At 67.2% G+C, this 18,345-nt stretch carries 15 protein-coding genes; 7 read left to right on the top strand and 8 right to left on the bottom strand.

Features of this window, described 5'->3' with window-relative positions; genetic code table 11:
• Positions 1-44: 44 nt before the first annotated feature.
• Together FV560_RS14965 and FV560_RS14960 are read right to left on the bottom strand one after the other, a co-directional pair.
• On the bottom strand, positions 45-3,086 hold the full coding sequence (locus tag FV560_RS14965; protein ID WP_159622357.1) for an alpha-mannosidase: 3,042 nt from the start codon (positions 3,084-3,086) through the stop codon (positions 45-47).
• Between the two features lie 155 nt (positions 3,087-3,241).
• Positions 3,242-4,507 (bottom strand): ROK family transcriptional regulator, encoded by a 1,266-nt coding sequence (locus FV560_RS14960; protein WP_159622356.1) that lies wholly within the window; start codon positions 4,505-4,507, stop codon positions 3,242-3,244.
• Positions 4,508-4,597: 90 nt separating this feature from the next.
• Here FV560_RS14960 and FV560_RS14955 point away from each other — a divergent pair, with 90 nt between their 5' ends.
• Genes FV560_RS14955 through FV560_RS14940 form a run of 4 tightly spaced genes read left to right on the top strand, consistent with a single transcriptional unit; the run spans position 4,598 to position 9,058 of the window.
• Positions 4,598-5,872 carry an ABC transporter substrate-binding protein gene (locus tag FV560_RS14955; RefSeq protein WP_159622355.1) on the top strand — a complete coding sequence of 425 codons (1,275 nt, stop codon included), beginning with the start codon at positions 4,598-4,600 and terminating at the stop codon, positions 5,870-5,872.
• Positions 5,873-5,882: 10 nt separating this feature from the next.
• A complete protein-coding gene (locus FV560_RS14950) occupies positions 5,883-6,779 on the top strand; it encodes a carbohydrate ABC transporter permease (protein ID WP_159622354.1) in 897 nt (298 codons plus the stop codon).
• A complete protein-coding gene (locus FV560_RS14945; RefSeq protein ID WP_159622353.1) occupies positions 6,779-7,678 on the top strand; it encodes a carbohydrate ABC transporter permease in 900 nt (299 codons plus the stop codon). Before FV560_RS14950 ends, FV560_RS14945 begins: the two co-directional genes overlap by 1 nt.
• Positions 7,679-7,681: 3 nt before the next feature.
• A complete protein-coding gene (locus FV560_RS14940; RefSeq protein ID WP_159622352.1) occupies positions 7,682-9,058 on the top strand; it encodes a sulfatase-like hydrolase/transferase in 1,377 nt (458 codons plus the stop codon).
• A 17-nt stretch (positions 9,059-9,075) separates the two neighbouring features.
• Here FV560_RS14940 and FV560_RS14935 read toward each other — a convergent pair whose 3' ends face one another.
• The gene (locus FV560_RS14935; protein ID WP_159622351.1) at positions 9,076-10,038 is read right to left on the bottom strand and encodes a DUF4862 family protein; all 963 of its coding nucleotides are present in this window, start codon (positions 10,036-10,038) and stop codon (positions 9,076-9,078) included.
• A 78-nt stretch (positions 10,039-10,116) separates the two neighbouring features.
• Here FV560_RS14935 and FV560_RS14930 point away from each other — a divergent pair, with 78 nt between their 5' ends.
• Positions 10,117-11,109: a Gfo/Idh/MocA family protein gene (locus tag FV560_RS14930; RefSeq protein WP_159622350.1), complete on the top strand. Its 993-nt coding sequence runs from the start codon at positions 10,117-10,119 to the stop codon at positions 11,107-11,109.
• 3 nt (positions 11,110-11,112) lie between these two features.
• On the opposite strand, the gene FV560_RS14925 is transcribed toward FV560_RS14930, so the two are convergent.
• Positions 11,113-11,994, bottom strand: a complete 882-nt coding sequence (locus FV560_RS14925; protein WP_159622349.1) for a phosphotransferase family protein — start codon at positions 11,992-11,994, stop codon at positions 11,113-11,115.
• An 81-nt stretch (positions 11,995-12,075) separates the two neighbouring features.
• On the opposite strand from FV560_RS14925, the gene FV560_RS14920 reads away from it, so the two are divergent.
• A complete protein-coding gene (locus tag FV560_RS14920; RefSeq protein WP_159622348.1) occupies positions 12,076-12,561 on the top strand; it encodes a DUF6328 family protein in 486 nt (161 codons plus the stop codon).
• A 94-nt stretch (positions 12,562-12,655) separates the two neighbouring features.
• Here the strand turns inward: FV560_RS14920 and FV560_RS14915 are convergent, their stop codons facing one another.
• From FV560_RS14915 to FV560_RS14900, 4 genes are all read right to left on the bottom strand, one after another.
• Positions 12,656-13,417, bottom strand: coding sequence for an ATP-binding cassette domain-containing protein (locus FV560_RS14915; protein ID WP_420853378.1), 762 nt, complete (start codon positions 13,415-13,417; stop codon positions 12,656-12,658).
• Between the two features lie 53 nt (positions 13,418-13,470).
• A complete protein-coding gene (locus tag FV560_RS14910; RefSeq protein WP_159622346.1) occupies positions 13,471-14,511 on the bottom strand; it encodes an ABC transporter permease in 1,041 nt (346 codons plus the stop codon).
• On the bottom strand, positions 14,512-15,504 hold the full coding sequence (locus FV560_RS14905) for a sugar ABC transporter substrate-binding protein (RefSeq protein ID WP_159622345.1): 993 nt from the start codon (positions 15,502-15,504) through the stop codon (positions 14,512-14,514).
• Between the two features lie 110 nt (positions 15,505-15,614).
• The gene (locus FV560_RS14900) at positions 15,615-16,613 is read right to left on the bottom strand and encodes a Gfo/Idh/MocA family protein (protein ID WP_159622344.1); all 999 of its coding nucleotides are present in this window, start codon (positions 16,611-16,613) and stop codon (positions 15,615-15,617) included.
• Between the two features lie 328 nt (positions 16,614-16,941).
• Between FV560_RS14900 and FV560_RS14895 the strand changes: the two genes are divergently transcribed.
• Positions 16,942-18,240, top strand: a complete 1,299-nt coding sequence (locus FV560_RS14895) for a variant leucine-rich repeat-containing protein (protein WP_476748642.1) — start codon at positions 16,942-16,944, stop codon at positions 18,238-18,240.
• Positions 18,241-18,345 lie beyond the last annotated feature (105 nt).

The following is an 18,345-nucleotide window of genomic DNA, read 5'->3' as shown; positions in this document are numbered from 1 at the left end:
AGACCCGAGATGCTGCTCAGCCCGAGCAGCCGGTCCCTTCTCAGTCAGCGTGGTTGGGCACGCACGGTGATGAGTTCGAAGCCGCGAAGGTCGAACTCGCGCTGGTTCTCCGCGACCTCGCGATCGGTATCGAGTGGGCGCTCGAGCACGTCGACAAGGCGGATTGATGCCGAATCCACCACGATCCGGGCACGCGTGGGTCGACCCATCGACTCGTAGGCGCGGACGATCACGTCCCCGGACCCGTCTTCAGCCAGCTTGACTGTGTGCAGTACCACGCCATCGCCGAACACTTGCGCGACCGGAGGCACGGACAACCGCCCACCCGTGACCGTCCGTATGGGTGTGTCCAGGTCGTACGCCTCCTCGACCGCACCGGCGACATCGGGCGTGATCACCAGGCGTGAGCGGAAGGTGTGCTCACCCTGGTCGCTCTCCGGGTCCGGATAGAGCGGCCCACGGACCAGCGTCTGACGCACCTGAGTCCGATAGCCCGGCGACGACTCATCGCCCGGGAACCGGGTGACGTCGTGGCCATAGGTGGAATCGTTCACCACAGCTGCCCCGACGACACCGTCGCTGACGTGCACCCAGCGATGAGCAACCACCTCGAATCGTGCTTCGTCCCACGACGTGTTCACGTGGGTCGGGCGGTGGACGTGACCGAACTGCGTCTCGGCGCTGGAGGTGGGTGCATCGATGCGGAACGGGTGCGCCAGTTTCAGCAGTCGTTGCTGTTCGTGCCACTGCACGGTGGTCGTGATGTCGACGACCGGCCGGTCAGGCGCCAGCGTGACACTCTGATTCACCCGGGAGGACCCGAACTCGCGTGAGATGAGCACCTGCGCCGACCCGTCGTCGGCGATCGAGACATCGACTGGACCCGAGGCCGGGATCTCCAGGTCGCGGTAGTGCGCATCCACGTCCCACGCGTCCCAGTCCGTAGGGATGTCCTGATAGAGCGCCAGCGCGTTGCCGGGGTGTTCCGCGCTGAACAGCTGCCGGTCGGAGTCGCGGTCGTGCAGTGTGACAAAAGTCCCGTCCGCCGCGATGTGCAACGTCAGGTGCGGGCTGCGCAGGACGTGGTGGTCGCCGACCCGATCGAGAGCAACGTCTGCGCGCTGTGGTGCGAGTTCGCCGGCGCTGAAGGGCAGCAGGTCACGGCGGGAAAACGGTGACCCATTGACGGCGATCGGCCGGTCCCCGGGACCGGTAAGTACCGCGAGCGCGGATTCGATGATCTGCTCGAGCACCGCAGCGTCCTCGGCATGCATGCGTTCGGCGTCGTCATGCACCCAGGAGATCGAGCTGCCGGGGAGGATGTCGTGGAACTGCAGCAGCAGGGTACGTTCCCAGATTCGCCTGAGCTCATCGGCCGGATACGGCGCACCCGTCCGGACTGCCGCGGTGGCGGCCCACAGCTCCGCTTCCCGCAGGAGCGATTCCGCACGCCGGTTGCCGCGCTTGGTCCGGACCTGGGCGGAGTAGGTTCCACGATGGAGTTCGAGGTACATCTCCCCGGTCCAGGTGGCGGGCGCCTGCGCCTGCGCCTCGGCCTGCGCGAAGAACTCCGCCGGCGCCCCGAACTGCACCCGGGGCAGCCCCTCGACATCAGCGGCACGGCGCCCGGCCGCGAGCATCTCCCGCGTCGGTCCGCCCCCACCGTCGCCGTAGCCGAAAGGCACGAGCCCGCCGGAGAACTGGCCATGATCAGCGAAGTTCTGCTGGGCGTAGGCGAGCTCGGCGGGGGAGAGGTCGCAGTTGTAGGTGTCGACTGGTGTGAAGTGGGTCAGGATGCGGGAGCCGTCGATGCCCTCCCAGGTGAAGGTGTGATGCGGCATCCGGTTGATCCGGTTCCAGGACATCTTCTGCCCGAAGAACCATCGCGCACCCGCTGATCGCGCGATCTGCGGCAGCGCGCCGGTGTAGCCGAAGCTGTCCGGCAGCCACACCTCCGGGCACTCGATGCCGAACTCGCGCATGAAGAAGCCCTGACCGGCCACGAACTGGCGCACCAGGGACTCACCGCTGGGCATGTTCGTGTCGGACTCCACCCACATCCCGCCCACCGGCACGAACTGGCCTCGCGCGACGGCCTCGCGGATCCGTTCGTACAAGTCGGGGTAATGCTCCTTCATCCAGGCGAACTGCTGGGCGGAGGAGCAGGCGAACACGAAGTCCGGATTGTCCTCCATCAGGGTGACCACGTTGGAGAAGGTGCGTGCGCACTTGCGGATCGTCTCGCGCAGCGGCCAGAGCCAGGCCGAGTCGATGTGCGCGTGACCGACGGCGGTCAGCGTCATGGCGCTGGCGTGCGCCGGCACGGTCAGCACGCCGGTGAGCCGCTCGCGTGCTGCGGCGGCGGTTCCGGCGACGTCGGTGGGGTCGAGTACGGCGAGCATCCGCTCGATCGCGGCCAGGATCAGGTCGCGACGGCGCACGTCGGTGCCGTCGTGGGTCGCGATCCCGCGCAGTAGGTCTACGTCATGGGCGAGGGCGACGACCTCCGCCTCGGGCACCACGAGGTGCGCACCGGCGAATCGGTAGATCTCCTCCTCACCGGCGCTCTCCCAGCTGCCCAGGTGGGCGAGCGGGATCAGGTTCGTGCCGTGGGCGTTGTTCAATGTGGGGTTGGCGGCCGCCTCGACCCAGTACTCGACGGCCGCGCCCGGGCCCACCTGGAGCGGTAGGCGGTGATTCAGTGGGGAGAGTGCTCGGACCACTGATCCCTCCGTGGTGTACACCAGCCCCTCGGCCTGAAATCCGGACTGCGCCGTGGTGAAGCCGAGGTCGATCTCGAGCTCGGCGGCGGCTGCGGTACGCGCGTCCCACTCACTGGGGACGGCGCCGCTGATGTGCATCCAGACGGTGTCCCAAGCCCGCCCCCACGCCTCGCCGACAGCGAGTGGAGCACCTCCATGGTGGGTGCCCTCGGCGAAGGAGACAGGTTCACCACCGACCCGTCGAGCAGACACCGCGAGCGGACTACGCTGGCGCACCCGTGCGGGCCGGATCACCTCGCGGACCACGCGGTCCAGGCGCCGGACAGTCTGGGTGGCGGCATCCTGCTGGCGAATCTCGGTCATCTGTCTCGTCCCTTCGGACCGCGTCGGCGCGGCATCGGTTCTCCGATCGGCAATTAGTCAAGCATATGGAATTACGTACACCGTGTCACGGCGGGACGTCGGGGCGTACGGAGGCAACGCGAACCCATCGCTCGTGCGGTTAGTCGCAGGGGGCCTCAGCGGGGCAGGAACAGCTGTGTCGGTGCGTTGAACGTGCTGGACCACATCGCCAGTGACGCTGCACCCACAGCACCCACGTGGTCACCGATCGAGGTGCCACGGACGGTGACCTGGTGCACCGCCCGACCGATGAACATCCGCGTCACGACGTCCGGCACGATCCGTAGGATCGTGGGCGCGAACGGCTCCCACTGGGGTCCGCCGAAGACGATCGTGTCCAGGTCGAGCAGGTTCGCGAGTTGACCGGTGATCCGGCCCAGGCCGCGTGCGGCGCGCTCGACGATCTCCACTGCGTCGGTCTGGCCGGAGTCGGCGAGGCGGCACAGTTCGGTCAGCGCGGCGCCCAGGGCGCGAGCGTCGCCGATGTCGACCGCGGGCAGAACGCCACGCACCGTCGCCTCGCCGACGAGGTTGCGCGGCAGGATGGTGCTCTCCAGGCACCCCCGTCCGCCGCAGAAGCAGATCGGACCGTTCGGATCGGCGTTCATGTGGCCAATGTTGCCGCTGGAACCTCGCATCACCTCGCCGTCGAGCACCAGGCCGGCCGCGATTCCGGTGCCGATGTAGACGAACGCCATGTTGCGCGTGCCGTCCTCTGCATTCCACATCTCCCCGACGGCGACCGCCGTCGAGTCCTTGTCGATCGTGACGGGAAGGTCGAGTCGCCGTTCCAAGTCCGTCTTCAGTGGCACCCGTTCCCAGCCCGCCAGATAGGGCGCGCCGACCACGGCGCCGGTGCGGATATCGATCGGGCCGGGGGTTCCCACGCCCAGTCCGGCCAGTCGGTCGACCGGAATCGCGGTGTCGGCGATGAGCGAGCGGATCATCCTCTCGATCGCGTCGAGCACCGATGTCGGGTCCGGCGAGGCCGGTGTCGGGATGCGGACCGTACCGACCACTTCACCGGCGAGGTTGAGCACGACCGACGTCAGCCACGCCGGGTCGATGTGCAGGCCGAGTGCGTACAGGCCGCCTGGTTCCACCTCGAAGATCGTGCGCGGGGCCCCGGCGCCGGCGTAGATGCGGCCCGACTCCTTGATCAGCCCGGCGTCACCGAGGCGGCGACAGATGTTCGACATGGTCTGTGCCGTCAGGCCTGTGTGCTGGACCAGTTCAACCCTGCTGATCCCGGCCGAGCGGCGGATCAGGTCCAGGACCAGCATCTTGTTGTAGTCGGCCACCCGGGGCAGGTTCGTGCCGCGGCGGCCAGGTGCTGTGGGCGCAGCATCGTCCTCGGAGGGCGTCGGCGTCCGGCTCGGCATGGGGTGATGCTACGCAGGCCATGCCGCGTTGACAAACTCAAATTGGTGGAATTAACTGTGGCTCACATGCATCAACGGAGAGGCAGTCACGTGAAGACATCCCGGTACATCGCCGCCGCAGCAGTCGGCGCGCTTGCAGCGACCCTCGCCGCGTGTGGTGGGGAAGGGGCGGAGCCGGACGACGGAGTCGTCCGGCTGACCTTCCGGCAGTTCGATCCTGCCGATCAGATCCAGGGACTGGTGCAAGCCGTCGATACCTGGAACGCGGACAACCCGGACATCCAGGTCGAACTGGAGACGGTGACCCCGAACAACCCACAGCAGTTCGCTCGCGAGGCCAACTCCGGATCGGGACCGGACCTGATCCACATCGCCCTCGCTGACGCGGCCTTCCTCGCGGACCCGAACATCCTGCTCCCGCTGGACGAGCTGATGACCGAGCAGCCGCTGGAGGATGCTGACAGTCTGCTCGCCACGGACATGACCATCCTGGAGGAGACGACGTGGGCCATCCCGTGGACGGCCGACACCATGGCGATGGTCTACCGGGAGGACGTGCTCGCCGATGCAGGAGTGAGCGGGACTCCGAGTGACTGGCCCGAGATGCTCGACGTGGCGGGCCAGATCACCGACTCCTCGGGTGGTGAGGTGAGCGGTTTCTGCTTCGCTGCCGGCGCACAGCAGCAGGCGGCCCAGTGGTTCGCGATCAACTACTACATGTGGAACAACGACTTCCAGCTGATCGAGAACAACGGAGGCGACTGGTCCGTCGGTGCCACCCAGGATCAGCTGGCCGGCGCCATCGACTACTTCAACTCCTTCTTCACCGAGGGCATCACCCCGACGTCGATGCAGGCGATCACCGACTACGCAGATCCGTCCGTGGCGGCGGGCCTGGGAGATGGCACCTGCGCGATGACCTTCATGCCGCCGGCGGCCTTCCGGGCGGTGCAGGAGCAGGTCGACGCCGAGCTCCTCACCGCGCCCATGCCGGGTGGCCTGGATGATGGCTCGACCCACCTCGGTGGACGTGCACTGGGCATCAACGCCAACACCGAGCATCAGGACGAGGCGTGGCAGGTCGTGCAGTACCTGCTCAGCGCGGAGACGTTCGAGACCTACGACCAGTACCCGGCGTCGGCGAGCACGATCACCCAGCTCGACGTCGATCCGGCCGAACAGGGATTCGTCGACCAACTTCCGCATTCGGTGCCGTTCGTCCGCTACATCGGTGCCCCGATCACCATCGCGTCCCTGCAGGAGCTGGTGAACCAGCAGTTCTCGGCGGTCTACTCCGGCCAGTCGGACTCCGCCACTGCAGCGCAGGCGATCATCGACGCTATCGAGCGCGAGCTGCAGGGCTGAGGCGGTGACGATGACGACGCGCCGGACCTCCCTGCAGGCGTACCTGTTGAGCGCTCCGGCGCTCGTCATCGTCGCCTTGCTGTTCCTCTTCCCCTCGATCTACAACGTCATCCTCTCGCTGCAGGAGATCTCCCCTTTCCAGGGGCCGGGTGACGGAGAGTGGATCGGGCTGGGCAACTTCGAGTACGTCTTCGGCAACCCGGAGTTCTGGGCGATCGCTCGCAACACGGTCTTCTGGCTCACCGCCTTGACCGTGCTGCTGCGCATCGTCTTCGGACTCGCCCTTGCCGTCGCACTGCACTCGCCGGTACTGCGCCGGTGGAAGGTCCGCGGGCTGGCGCGCACCCTCGTGCTCATCCCGTGGATGGTGCCGCAGGTGGTCGCGATCGCCTCATGGCGCTGGCTCCTGGACGGCAGTTCCGGTGTGCTCAACCAGGTGCTCGTCGGATCCGGGCTCACCGAGTCCGGAGTGGCGTTCCTCGCGCAGACGAGCACCGTGTGGTGGAGCATCGTGGCGATCATCGTCTGGCGTGAGCTGCCCTTCGTGGTGATGGTGTTGCTTGCTGGTCTGCAGTCGATCCCCGACGAGCAGTACGAGGCCGCGTCGCTCGACGGCGCGGGCCGGATCCGCGCCTTCCGCAGCATCACGGTGCCGAATCTGCGTCCGGTGCTGACGGTCGTCGTACTGGTGACCGTGATCCAGACCTTCAACAACTTCGTCTACGTCTGGCTCACCACCGGTGGCGGACCGGGAACCTATACGGCGGTGCTCGCGACTGAGCTGTACTCGATGGCGTTCTTTGCGAACAAGCTGGGCGCCGGTGCGGCCATCGGTCTGGTGATGACGATGATCATGGCGGTGTTCGCCGTCCTCTACATGCGCGCGACCCGAACGGAGGACCAGTGATGAGCGCCGTGACCCAGCAGGAGGCTGCACCTGCGCCCAGCCGGCTCCGTGCTCGACGCCGGGATAGCTCAGCGCGCCGCGCGAGCGACCTGGTGCTACTCGTGCCGCTCGCCGTGGTGCTGCTGGCCATCATCTTCCCGGTGCTGTGGATGGTCTACAGCGCCCTCCGTCCGGTGCAGGACATCGCCGCGGGCGTGAGTTGGTCGACCCTCCTGGACAACATCAGCCTGGATGCCTTCGTGCGGCTGTTCGAGGCCACGAACTTCGAGCAGTACATCGTGAACTCGCTCCTGGTGTGCCTCGTCGGCACCTTCTGCACCGTGATCGTCGCCAGCCTGGCCGGCTTCGCCCTCTCGCGCTACTCCTTCCGGGGCAGGGGAGCGATGTTCCTGCTGCTCGTGGCGACCCAGCTGCTCCCGTTCGTCGTGCTGATCACCCCGGTGTACCTGTTCTTCTCGCAGCTCGGTCTGCTCAACAGTTTCCCGGGCATCGTGCTGGTGTACGTCGCTATGACCCTGCCACTCGCCGTGCTCCTGATGAGCGGGTTCTTCAACGGCGTACCGCGCACCCTGGACGAGGCGGCGCGCATGGACGGCGCCTCCACTCTGACCGTGATCGCGCGAGTGATCGCCCCCTTGGTCTGGCCGGGAATCGTGACCGTCTCGGTGACGGCCTTCATCGCGATGTGGGAGGAGTTCCTCTTCGCCCAGGTCTTTCTCACCGACGATTCGCTGAAGACAGCGCAGGTCGGCCTCGCGGGCCTGTTCGGTGAGTACGGCACCGACTGGGGCGTGGTGATGGCGGCGTCCACCATTGCGGCGGCACCGACGATCATTCTGTTCTCTTTCCTGCAGCGCCGGCTGGTCGCCGGTGTCGCTGCTGGCGCTATCAAGGGGTGAGGTATGCAAACCGACAACACGTTCAGCACTGACCAGATGGACCGAACTGGTGACCGGGGTCGACCGGACCGCCCCAATATCGTCATCCTCTACGCCGACGACCTCGGCTGGGGTGACCTCGGGTGTTTCGGCGCCGAGTTCGAGACCCCGGCCCTGGACGCCCTGTGCGCCTCGGGGGTCAAACTCTCCCAGTGGTACTCCAATTCCCCGGTGTGCTCCCCCTCGCGGGCTTCATTGCTCACGGGAAAGTACCCAGAGCATGCCGGTGTGCCGGCGATCCTCGGAGGAACCCGACGGACCCCCGGACTACCGCAGCAGGACACCCTCGCCAGTGAGTTGCGCCGTCGGGGGTATCGGACCGGACTGTTCGGCAAGTGGCACCTGGGCGCCTCGGATGAGTACAGCCCGAGCCAGTACGGTTTCGAGGAGACCTTCGGCATCCGCGCCGGGTGCGTGGACTACTACTCGCACATCTTCTACTGGGGCGACCACAACCCGATCCACGACCTATGGGACGACGACGAGGAGGTCTGGCTGAACGGCGAGTACCTCACGACGGTAATCGGGGACCGGGCCGCGGACTTCATCGGCCGGCACGCCGACGACCCGTTCTTCTGTTTCGTCCCGTTCAACGCCCCGCACTACCCGATGCATGCTCCGGCCGAGTACATGGACCGGTTCGCCCACCTGCCCGAGGGACGCCAGGAGATGGCGGCGATGGTGGGTGCCATGGACGACGCGGTCGGAACGATCCTGGCGGCGCTGACCGAGCACGGGCTGGCGGAGAACACGCTGGTGTTCTTCTCCTCCGACAACGGCCCTTCCGCGGAGAGCCGGAACTGGCTGGACGGGGAGGAGATCTCCTACGACGGCGGCTGGGCCGGCGGTCTGCGCGGCACCAAGGGATCGGTCTTCGAGGGCGGGGTGCGCGAGCCCAGCATCATCTCCTGGCCTGCGCGGCTGCCCGCTGGCACCGAGTTCGATTCGGTCGGAATGATGATGGACGTGCTCCCCACCGTGCTGCACGCCGTGGACGGCACTCCCACCGAGGCGGAGTCGATCGATGGCGTCTCCCTCCTGGAGGCCCTGACGGCGGCCGGTGCGCCAGGTGCTGGTGGCCTGGATCGTTCGGTGTACTGGACCTATGAGGGTCAGTGGGCCGTGCGGCGTGGCGACCTCAAGCTCGTGCACGGGGCCCGTGAGGGAATGGACCCGCCGGCGGCGGTCGTGGAGGCGCTCTACGACCTGGCGACCGACCCGGCCGAGACCACCGACGTCTCGGCGGAGCGAAGCGATCAGCTGGCTGCCCTCACCGAGGAGCTGAGCATCTTCCAGGCGAAGAACCGTGCGTGGGCGGACGCCGAGACACCCGTTCGCTGACCGCCCGATCGTCCGGCTCAGCCGCGGGCGGCGAGCACCCGCTCCACGCCGTTGCGGATCAGGTCCACCCGCTGCTCGAGCGGGGCCTCCCGAGGGCGGCACCCGACCTTGAGACCGCACCACACGTGCGGGCCCGCCTCGGTGAGAGTGGCGGCAGCGCGGGCATCGGTGAGCAGCGAGCCGCCGGCGCCCGTGCCGGTGTGGTCCGGAGAGAACGAGGGGTGCGCGTCGGCCCAGGCCGGCCCGTAGTCGGTGGCCACATCAGCCACGCCGGAGAAGACCACACCGGCCAGCACACCGGCGTCGCGGATCGCGCGGACCTGCTCAGGCACCAGGTCCGGATCGCCGAGCTCGATGGCTGAACGGCCCCAGTTCACCACCATGCCGGTGCCTGTGTCGCCATCGGCGATCGCCTGCAGTTCCTCCGCCACGGAGAGGAAACCCTTGGCGGTCGGGCGCCCGGACCTGCGTTCGTCACAATGCTCGATCAGGATCTGCGCGCCGCCGAAGTCCCAGGCCGCGATCTCCCGCAAGGATTCGGTCAGTGCGGCGGTGGTGCCGCGGGCGGACGTGGAGGCTGGGGCGCTGTGCAACTCGACCCCGATGACCACCTGACGGCCGAGCACATCGTGCAGGCGCGCGACGTCGTCACGAATGGCCGCCACATCGGCCACCGCTCGAGCCCGCCCGCCCGGGTCCGCCGAGGCCAACCCGTAGGCGGGATCCTCGGTGAGTCGGTGCATGACCCCACCGATCTGGCTGATCACCATCTCCCATCCGGCCGGGAGGTGAGTGGCATACCAGTCCCGGTTGTGAGCGTGCAGCGACGTGATCCACGGGACCTCCAGACCCCGCACGCCAGGGATCTCGGCGATCTGGTCCAGGTACGCCCGTTCGAGCTGGGGATCCCAGGACCGCGATGTGGGGGAGGAGGCGTACGCGCCGACGTACACGCCAGGTTGCGGTGACGGTGCGGGCATCGACCTGCCGATCTGTGGACGTGGAGTCGTGCCAGGCTATCCACCCGACCACCGCCGTCCGGCAGCTACGCTCAACACGTGGACACTGTGCGGTGGGGAATCATCGGCGTCGGGGACGTCACCGAGACCAAGAGCGGGCCAGGTTTCCGGCACGCGCAGCGGTCCGAGCTGGTCGCGGTGATGCGCCGGGACGGTGCGAAGGCGGCCGACTACGCGCGCCGGCACGAGGTTCCACGCTGGTACGACGACGCCGAGGACCTGCTCGGGGACCCGGAGGTCGACGCCGTCTATATCGCCACGCCGCCGGACTCCCATCGTGACTATGCGGTCCGCGCACTCGCGGCCGGCAAACCGGTCTACGTGGAGAAGCCGATGGCGCGCACCACGCGTGAGTGCGAGGAGATGCTCGCCGCCGCTGAGCGTGCCGGTTTGCCGCTGTTCGTGGCCTACTACCGGCGGTCGATGCCGCGCTTCGTCACGGTGAAGGAACTGCTCGACGGCGGTGCCATCGGCCAGGTGCACGCGTTCCGGGTGGAGAACTTCCGCCCGGCGCCGGCCGGGGGAGAACCGGTGCCCTGGCGGCTGCGCCCGGAGATCTCCGGGGGCGGCCACTTCGTCGATCTTGCCTCGCACACGCTGGACCTGCTCGACCACCTGCTCGGGCCTGTGACGCAGGTGCACGGGCACGCCCTGAACATCTCCGGTTCCTCCCAGGCCGAAGACACGGTCAGCGGGACCTTCCGGGTGGGCTCCGCCGTCGTGGGCACGGGGCTGTGGTGCTACGCGGCGGGTGAAGACCGTGACCTGGTGGAGATCATCGGCACCGACGGAACCTTGACGTTCTCCAGCTTCGGCCAAGAACCGTTGCTGCTGCGGAACGATGCCGGTGTGCGCGACATCGAGGCGCCGTACCCGGCCACTGTGCAGCAGCCGCTGATCCAGGCGGTCGTGGACGAGCTCACGGGTGTGGGAGTCTCGCCCAGCACCGGAACGAGTGCCATCCGTACCGCGCGGGTGGTCGATGCGCTCCTTGCCGAGTATCGGACCGAGTACGGCCTCACGTTCGCCTAGGACTCACAGGTAGCGGGCGAGTCGCTCCATCGTGCCGAGGAGCGCCTGCGTGGTGCCGTGCAGGATGTTGTAGACGATGTGGTCCAGGCCGATGTGCAGCAGGCATGCGCGGCGCCTGTCAGGGTCCGCCAGTGGTGCGATCCCGACGGCGTGCCACCGGCTCTCCAGCTCCCGCACCAGCAGCGGCAAGTCCAGGTTGCGGTGCCAGGGTGCCCAGAACTCTAGCCACGCCAGGTCGTAGAGGTGATCGCCGAAACGGTAGCAGCCCCAGTCGAAGATCCCCGTGATCCGGCCGTTCTCCACGTGCACGTTCCGGTTGATCCAATCAGCATGCACCAGGGAGACCGGTACGGTGGCCGGGCATGTCTCGTGCAGCCGGTCCAGACCGTGATCGAAGAGGTGTATGGCTGCAGGCATGGCGTGCTCGCGCCAGCCTTGCTGCCACGGGTAGGAGCCGACCTGGAGCAGATGGTCGCGCCAGTCCTGAACGCGGTGACCGGCGGGTGCGGGCCTGCGACGGAGCGACTCCAGGACGTCGGCCAGCTGGGGGACCAGGACTGACCACTGGGAACGAGAGACGCGCTCGAGCGCAGTCCCGGGCACGCGGGTGGAGATCGCGTACGTCGTGCCGGTGAGGGGGCCGCTGTCGATCGTGCCATGCGCGAGCACATCGGGAATGGGCACGCCGTCCGGACGCAGGCGGGCGATGAAGGCATCCGCCTCGTAGTCCTCGGTGGACCCCCCGAGCCGCAGGATCAGGGCGTCCTGACCGCTGTCGAACGCGAACGCCGTCGACCAGGCGCCGCCCTCGAGCGGCTGGACCGATGATGTCGGGAACCCCCGGAGCTCCAGCAGCGCTCGGACCAGGGCGAGATCGGGGCTCACGAGGCGAGCGTAGCGGTGGCAGGAGGCAAGCCTGAGGGTGTTCACCGGGCGCACAGCGGTGGTGGTGCCGATACTGGGCGTATGAGCACCGAGCAGCAGTCGGAAAGTGGGCGCCATGAGTCCGCCGAGCAACGTGCCGACCGGAACTGGGATGAGCTCATGCAGGAGCTCCGCGTCACTCAGACGGGCACCCAGATCCTCACCGGGTTCCTGCTCACTCTTCCGTTCCAGCAGCGCTTCACCGAGCTGCGTAGCGATCAGGTGATTGTCTACCTGTGCCTGGTCGTTCTCGGGATGGCGACGACGGCGCTGGCCGTAGCACCGGTGAGCATCCACCGGATGCTCTTCCAGCGACGACGCAAACCGCAGATCGTGCGGTTGGGGAACCGGCTCGCGAAAGTCGCGCTGGCGACGCTCGCGGCACTCGTTGTGGGGATCGCTCTGTTCGTCTTCGACGTTGTGCTCGGACGCACCGCCGGTGTGATCGCCGCAGCGGCCGCACTCGTGCTGGCCGGTGTGCTGTGGGCCCTGTTGCCGCTGTGGCTGCGCGGGCGGCCAACGGCATGAGCCCCGTGCACGGCCGGCCCAGGCCCCGGGGGAGACGACCAGGACCGCCCGTGCACGGGTGAAGTGGACGACCCTCGTCGTCCGGTCCGGCTACTCAGGTGCTCGCACGTTCCAGCTCGTGAGCGAGGCTTGCGAGTTCCGCTCCGCCGGACATCAGCGCTGTCAGCTCCGCGATGCTGATGTCAGCCTTCTCATGCAGACCGAGACTCTTGCCCCTGTTCAGGATCAGGAAGCGGTCACCGACGGGATAAGCGTGGTGGGGGTTGTGAGTGATGAAGATGACGCCGAGTCCGGCGTCGCGGGCCTGAGCGATGTAGCGCAGGACGACGCCGGCCTGCTTGACCCCGAGGGCGGACGTCGGCTCGTCGAGGATCACGAGCTTGGCTCCGAAGTAGACGGACCGCGCGATCGCGACCGACTGTCGTTCACCTCCCGAGAGGGTCCCGATCGGCTGGTCCACATCACGCAGGTCGATCCCCATTTTCTTCAGCTCGTCCTTGGCGATCCGTTTCATCGCGGCGACGTCGAGGCGCCGGAACGGTCCCCAGCCACGGGTGATCTCCGAACCCAGGAAGAAGTTCCGCCACACCGACATCAGCGGCACGACGGCAAGATCCTGGTAGACGGTCGCGATCCCGGCGTCGAGGGCATCTCTGGGGCTCGCGAACCTGCGGTTGTGGCCGTAGACGGCCAGCGTGCCCTCGGTCTGCTGGTGCGCTCCTGCGATGATCTTGATGAACGTCGACTTCCCGGCGCCGTTGTCGCCCAGCACGCACAGGACCTCGCCGGCGTGGATATGGGCGTCGACGTCCTGCAGCGCAATACTCGATCCGTAGTGTTTGGCAATCTGCGTCATCGCCAGGATCGGCACGCCGGGGTCGAGTTCGGTGGCCTGCGCGGTGTCCTCACTCATGACCTGACTCCTGCCTGTCGGCGAACGTAGAGGTTGACCAGGACGGCCAGCAGCAGCATCGCCCCGAGGAACGCCTTCAACCAATTGTTGTCCCACTGCGCGAAGACGATTCCCTGGAGTGCCATGCCGTAAATCAGGGCACCGATCGCTGCGCCGATGGCCGAGCCGTAGCCACCCGTGAGCAGGCAACCGCCGACGACGGCGCAGATGATGTAGATGAACTCCTGCCCGATACCGGTGGTCGCCTGGACCGTGCCGACGTCGAACAGCGAGAGCATCCCCACCAGCCAACCGGCACCGGCCGTTCCCATGAACAGGAAGATCTTGGTGCGAACCACCGGGACGCCGACCTGGCGGGCTGAGTGAGACTGCCCCCCGACGGCGAACACCCAGTTGCCCGCGCGAGTGCGCAGCAGCACCCAGGTGGCCACGGCAGTCAGCGCGATCCACCACAGAACCGACGCGCGCAGACTGAAGTCGCCGAACCGGATGACCGATCCGAAGATGACCTTCACTTGCTCGAAACCGGGCACATCGGACATGCCTTGGATCGCCACTGTTCCGGTGATCAGCTTCGTGACCGCGAGGTTGATGCCCTGCAGAATGAAGAAGGTCGACAGGGTCACGATAAAGCTCGGGAGCCCGGTCTTCATCGTGATCCACCCGTTCCATGCGCCGATTCCGAGCGAGGCGGCCAGCGCGATGGTCACCGCCAGCCATACGTTGATCTCGTAGTGCGTGGCCATCACTCCGACCATCAGGCCGGAGGTGCCGGTCATGGCGCCCGTCGAGAGGTCGAACTCACCACCGATCATCAGCATCGACACGGCGACCGCCATGATCCCGTACAGAGAGGCCGAGTAGAGCCACGTCGAGACTCCGGCCGGTGTCAGGAACGCCTGGGTGAGGCTGGAGAAGAGGATGAAGATCGCCAGCGCCGCGACTGCGGCGCCGATCTCCGGCCGTTGGAGCAGCACGACGAGCGGGTTTGTTCTCACCACCCGCTCGTCGGCGGCTGTCAGGGTTGCGGCGCTCATTTAGCGGGTCCCATTCTCGGCGAACTCGGCCACCTGAGCGGCGTTCTCCTGGGTGATGAATCCGGGACCGGAGTAGATGGGGTGGCCGCCACCGACGACGTCGCCGTTGCGGGCCTGCAGGGTGAGCAGGCTCACCGGGACGTAGCCCTGCGCATAGGGCTGCTGGTCGACGGCGAAGATGATGCCGCCGTCCTGGACGAGTTCGAGTACATCCTCGCTGACGTCGAAGGTGGCCAGCTGCGCGGTCGATCCGGAGGACTCGATGGCCTGAGCGGCAGCCACGGCGATGCCCGGGTTCAGGGTCAGAACACCGTCGATGCTGTCATCGGAGAGCAGCTGGGACTCGATGGTGTTCTGGGCGTCGGCGACGTTGGCGACGTCGACCTGCACGTTGGAGACCGTGCCCCCCATGGTGTCGGCTGCACCGGCACACCGATCCTCCAGCCCGGTGTTCCCGGCTTCGTGGACGATGCACACCAGGTTGGTGACCCCGGCCTCGCCCAGTTGCTCGCCGGCACCCTGGCCGGCGATGAACTCGCTCTGACCGACGTGAGTCTGGGCACCGAACTCCTGGGACTGCTCCAAACCGGAGTTGATGGTGATGACCGGGACCCCCGCGGCCACAGCTTCCTCCACAGCGCCGCGAACGCCATCCGGGTTCGACATGGACACGATGAGGCCATCGATGTCGGAGGCCACTGCGGCCTGGATCAGTTGCGACTGCTCCACGGGGTCGCCGTCGCCCTGATAGGTCACAGTGACTCCGAGGTCGTCACCAGCCTGCTCGGCACCACTCTTGACCACGTCCCAGAATGCGTCGCCCGGGGTTCCGTGAGTGACGACCGCGATCGTCTCGCCTCCCGAGCTACCAGAACCGCTGTCGCCAGTGCCTCCGGCTGTGGTGGGCTCCTCCGACGCCGTCGAGCAGCCAGCCAGGGCCAGGGGTGCAGCGATGAGGGCCGCCAGGCCCGCCTTCACCATCTTCTTCGTCATGGCTTCCTCCTTTGGAATCCACATGGGGCGTTGGGTCGCCCCTGTTGGGTGGTTGTACTTCATGGTGGTGATTGTCGTCGGGGACCGTCCCTACCAGCGGTCCCGCTGTTTCACAGATTCAGTTCAGCCATATCGACGGTGCGCCCCTCGCGTCGGGATGTCTGTGCCGCCTCGGCGATCAGTTGCGCGGAGAGGGCGTCGCGCGGCGTACACGGGTTCGTGACCTCGCCGCGGACGACGCGCACGAATTCTTCGAGCTCGGTGGCATAGGCAGCCGCAAACCGGTGCTGGAAGTCCGAGTATGGCGCACCGCCGGGGAAGGGGACACGTGCCTCAGCACTCCGCAGGGGTGACTGCTCGTCCAGTCCTACAAGCAGGGTAGCTACCGTGCCAGCCAGCTCCATCCTGACGTCGTATCCGGCCCCGTTGTACCGCGATCCGGACAGCGTCACGAGGGTGCCGTCGGTCATGGTGAGCAGAGCGGCCGACTCGTCTACGTCGTGCGCTTCGCGGAAGTAGTCCGCTCCGCGATTGGCTCCGACAGCGTGGACCGTGGCAACCTCGGACCCGGTAACCCACCGCAGGACATCGAAGTCGTGGACGTGGCAGTCCCGAAAGATGCCTCCGCTGCTGGCGATGTACTCCGCTGACGGGGGAGCCGGGTCGCACGTCATGAGGTGAACCCGGCGCAGCTCTCCGAGGTCACCTCGGCGCACTGCTTGCCGCGCAGCCCGATAGCCGGCGTCGAATCGACGCTGGAATCCGATCTGCACCGGAACGTCGCTGCCTTCGCAGTCCTCGACGAGCGCACGTGAGCCGGCGACGTCCTGGGCGAGGGGCTTCTCGCAGAAGACGGGTATCCCGGCTGAGATCCCGGCGCGGACCAGGTCCGGGTGCGCTGGTGTGGGTGCCGTGATGACGATGCCGTCGGGCCGGCTCGCCAGGGCTTCGTCGATCGACATCGAGGACGCCCCGACCGCTGCCGCCGCCGATACGGACCGTTCTCTGTCGGGGTCTGCGACGATCAGCTCGTCGATGCCGGGCACGGCGGCCAAGGTCGAGAGGTGGGCGATACCGATCCGCCCCGCTCCGAGTACTGCGATGCGCATGTGAACCTCCTGCCGGTCTCGGATGCGTCAGCTGAGATTGTGCTGCTCGTCACTTGGCCCGGGTCGGATGTGGGTCGCGGGCGGACGGTGGAGGTTCGTAGCCATGGACGCTCCTTCGCGTTTGTTAGGACATATGGACCGTAGCGTGGTGGTGGACATCACACAAGCGGATTGGGCAACGAGTTTTCGTTGCCTCCTAGGTGATTGCTCCTGGTCGCTTGTTCGAACAAAGTCTCAAGCTGCCGACTGGTGGTGGGATCGGTCATAGCGACGGCCCGCACGCCGGTCACGGTGCCTTCACCATGCCAGTCATGCTGTCGGCCCGGCTGTGGTGACGGATACGGGCACTGCATTGAGAGCGCTGGGACGCACCTCTGGCTTCGCCGGAGCAGGTCGATTCCCGCGGTACCGTTTCCGGGTGGTTGGTGGGCACAGGGATCATGAGTCGGTCATAGCGGGGGATCCGCGGACCCCGCCTGCGCAGTTGGCCGATATCGCGGCCCGGCGCTGGGATCTCCACCCGGTGATCGCCGCCAACCCGCGCACCTACCCTGCGCTGCGCGACTGGATCGCTTCGGTGAATCCAGGCAGCATGCGGCCGCAGCCAGGGCACGCTGCCCCCTCTGCGGGACCGCAGCCCGCCGGACCGTACCCGCAGCGGCCCGCCGGACCGTACCCACAGCCGCGGCGCCGTGGCTCCGCGTGGGGGCTCGCGGCCGGAGGCTGCCTCACCGCTCTCGTCCTCGTGGTCGCACTCTTCTCGTGCTCCGGCGCGCTTCTGGCATCGGACGATCCAGATCCCACCGGCGCGGGAAGCGACCCGTCCGCGTCCCGGTCCCCGTCCGCGTTCCAGTCCTCGTCCCCGTCCGCTCCCGCAGGCCCCAGCCGGGACCCGGAGGTGGACGAGCACATGGCGATCTATGAGTCGGAGCGGGAGCAGTACTACGAGCTTCTCGCCCAGGTCGACGGTAATCCCGTCGCATCGTTGGTCACTCGCCCCGAGTTGTTCGAAGCTCTCGAGGAACGAGCGGCGTCAGCTGACTACCCTTCCGCTGCTGCGAGCGTGGCGCGGGACGCGCGGCAGTACCGGGAGGATCTGCAGCACGTTGTCGCAGCGGCCGAAGATCGTCGTGTCAATAGTTCAGGCACCCTCAGTGAGGACATCGTCGACAGTGCCGGAAACGGCTTCATCGATATCCGCTGGGACGCTGCGTCCGCGTGCGAGGACGTTGACGCTCCCGCTGATCAGGAGAACTGGATCACGCTCGGATGCGTCCTCGACGAGGATGTGCTCACCGTCCATGTGCTGCCTGACAGCGAATACTTCAGCGAGCGGCATCTGCGGATGGTCCTCGTGCATGAACTGGCCCACGTCTACCAGAATGCGGATGCCGCGAGGTTCGAGGACGGGTCCAGCGAGTACGAACGGCTCCTGGACGAGGGGCTGTTCCAGGGCAGCTTCGAATCGATGGCCGACTGCTATTCGCTCGCCCATCACAACGAATGGACACTCGAGCTACCGGAAGGCGGGAACGGCTACGAGATCGGCTACGGGTACGTGTGCGACGAGTCGGAGCGCGAGGCGATCCGCACGTGGGCGGCAGATCTCAACGCTCCGGTGCCCTGATCGGGTGCCCCGGAGGATGTGGCGGTGGAGGTTGTGATCGTCCTGGATCAGCGCGCTGCCGCTGTGGAAGCGGCGGGGGACCGACCGACGGCGGGTCAGGGGGCG

The organism is Ruania rhizosphaerae, from assembly GCF_009805705.1.
GTDB classification, from domain to species: Bacteria; Actinomycetota; Actinomycetes; order Actinomycetales; family Beutenbergiaceae; genus Ruania; species Ruania rhizosphaerae.
The sequence above is the reverse complement of the archived record's forward strand: the minus strand, read 5'-3'. Positions and strand labels throughout refer to the sequence as shown.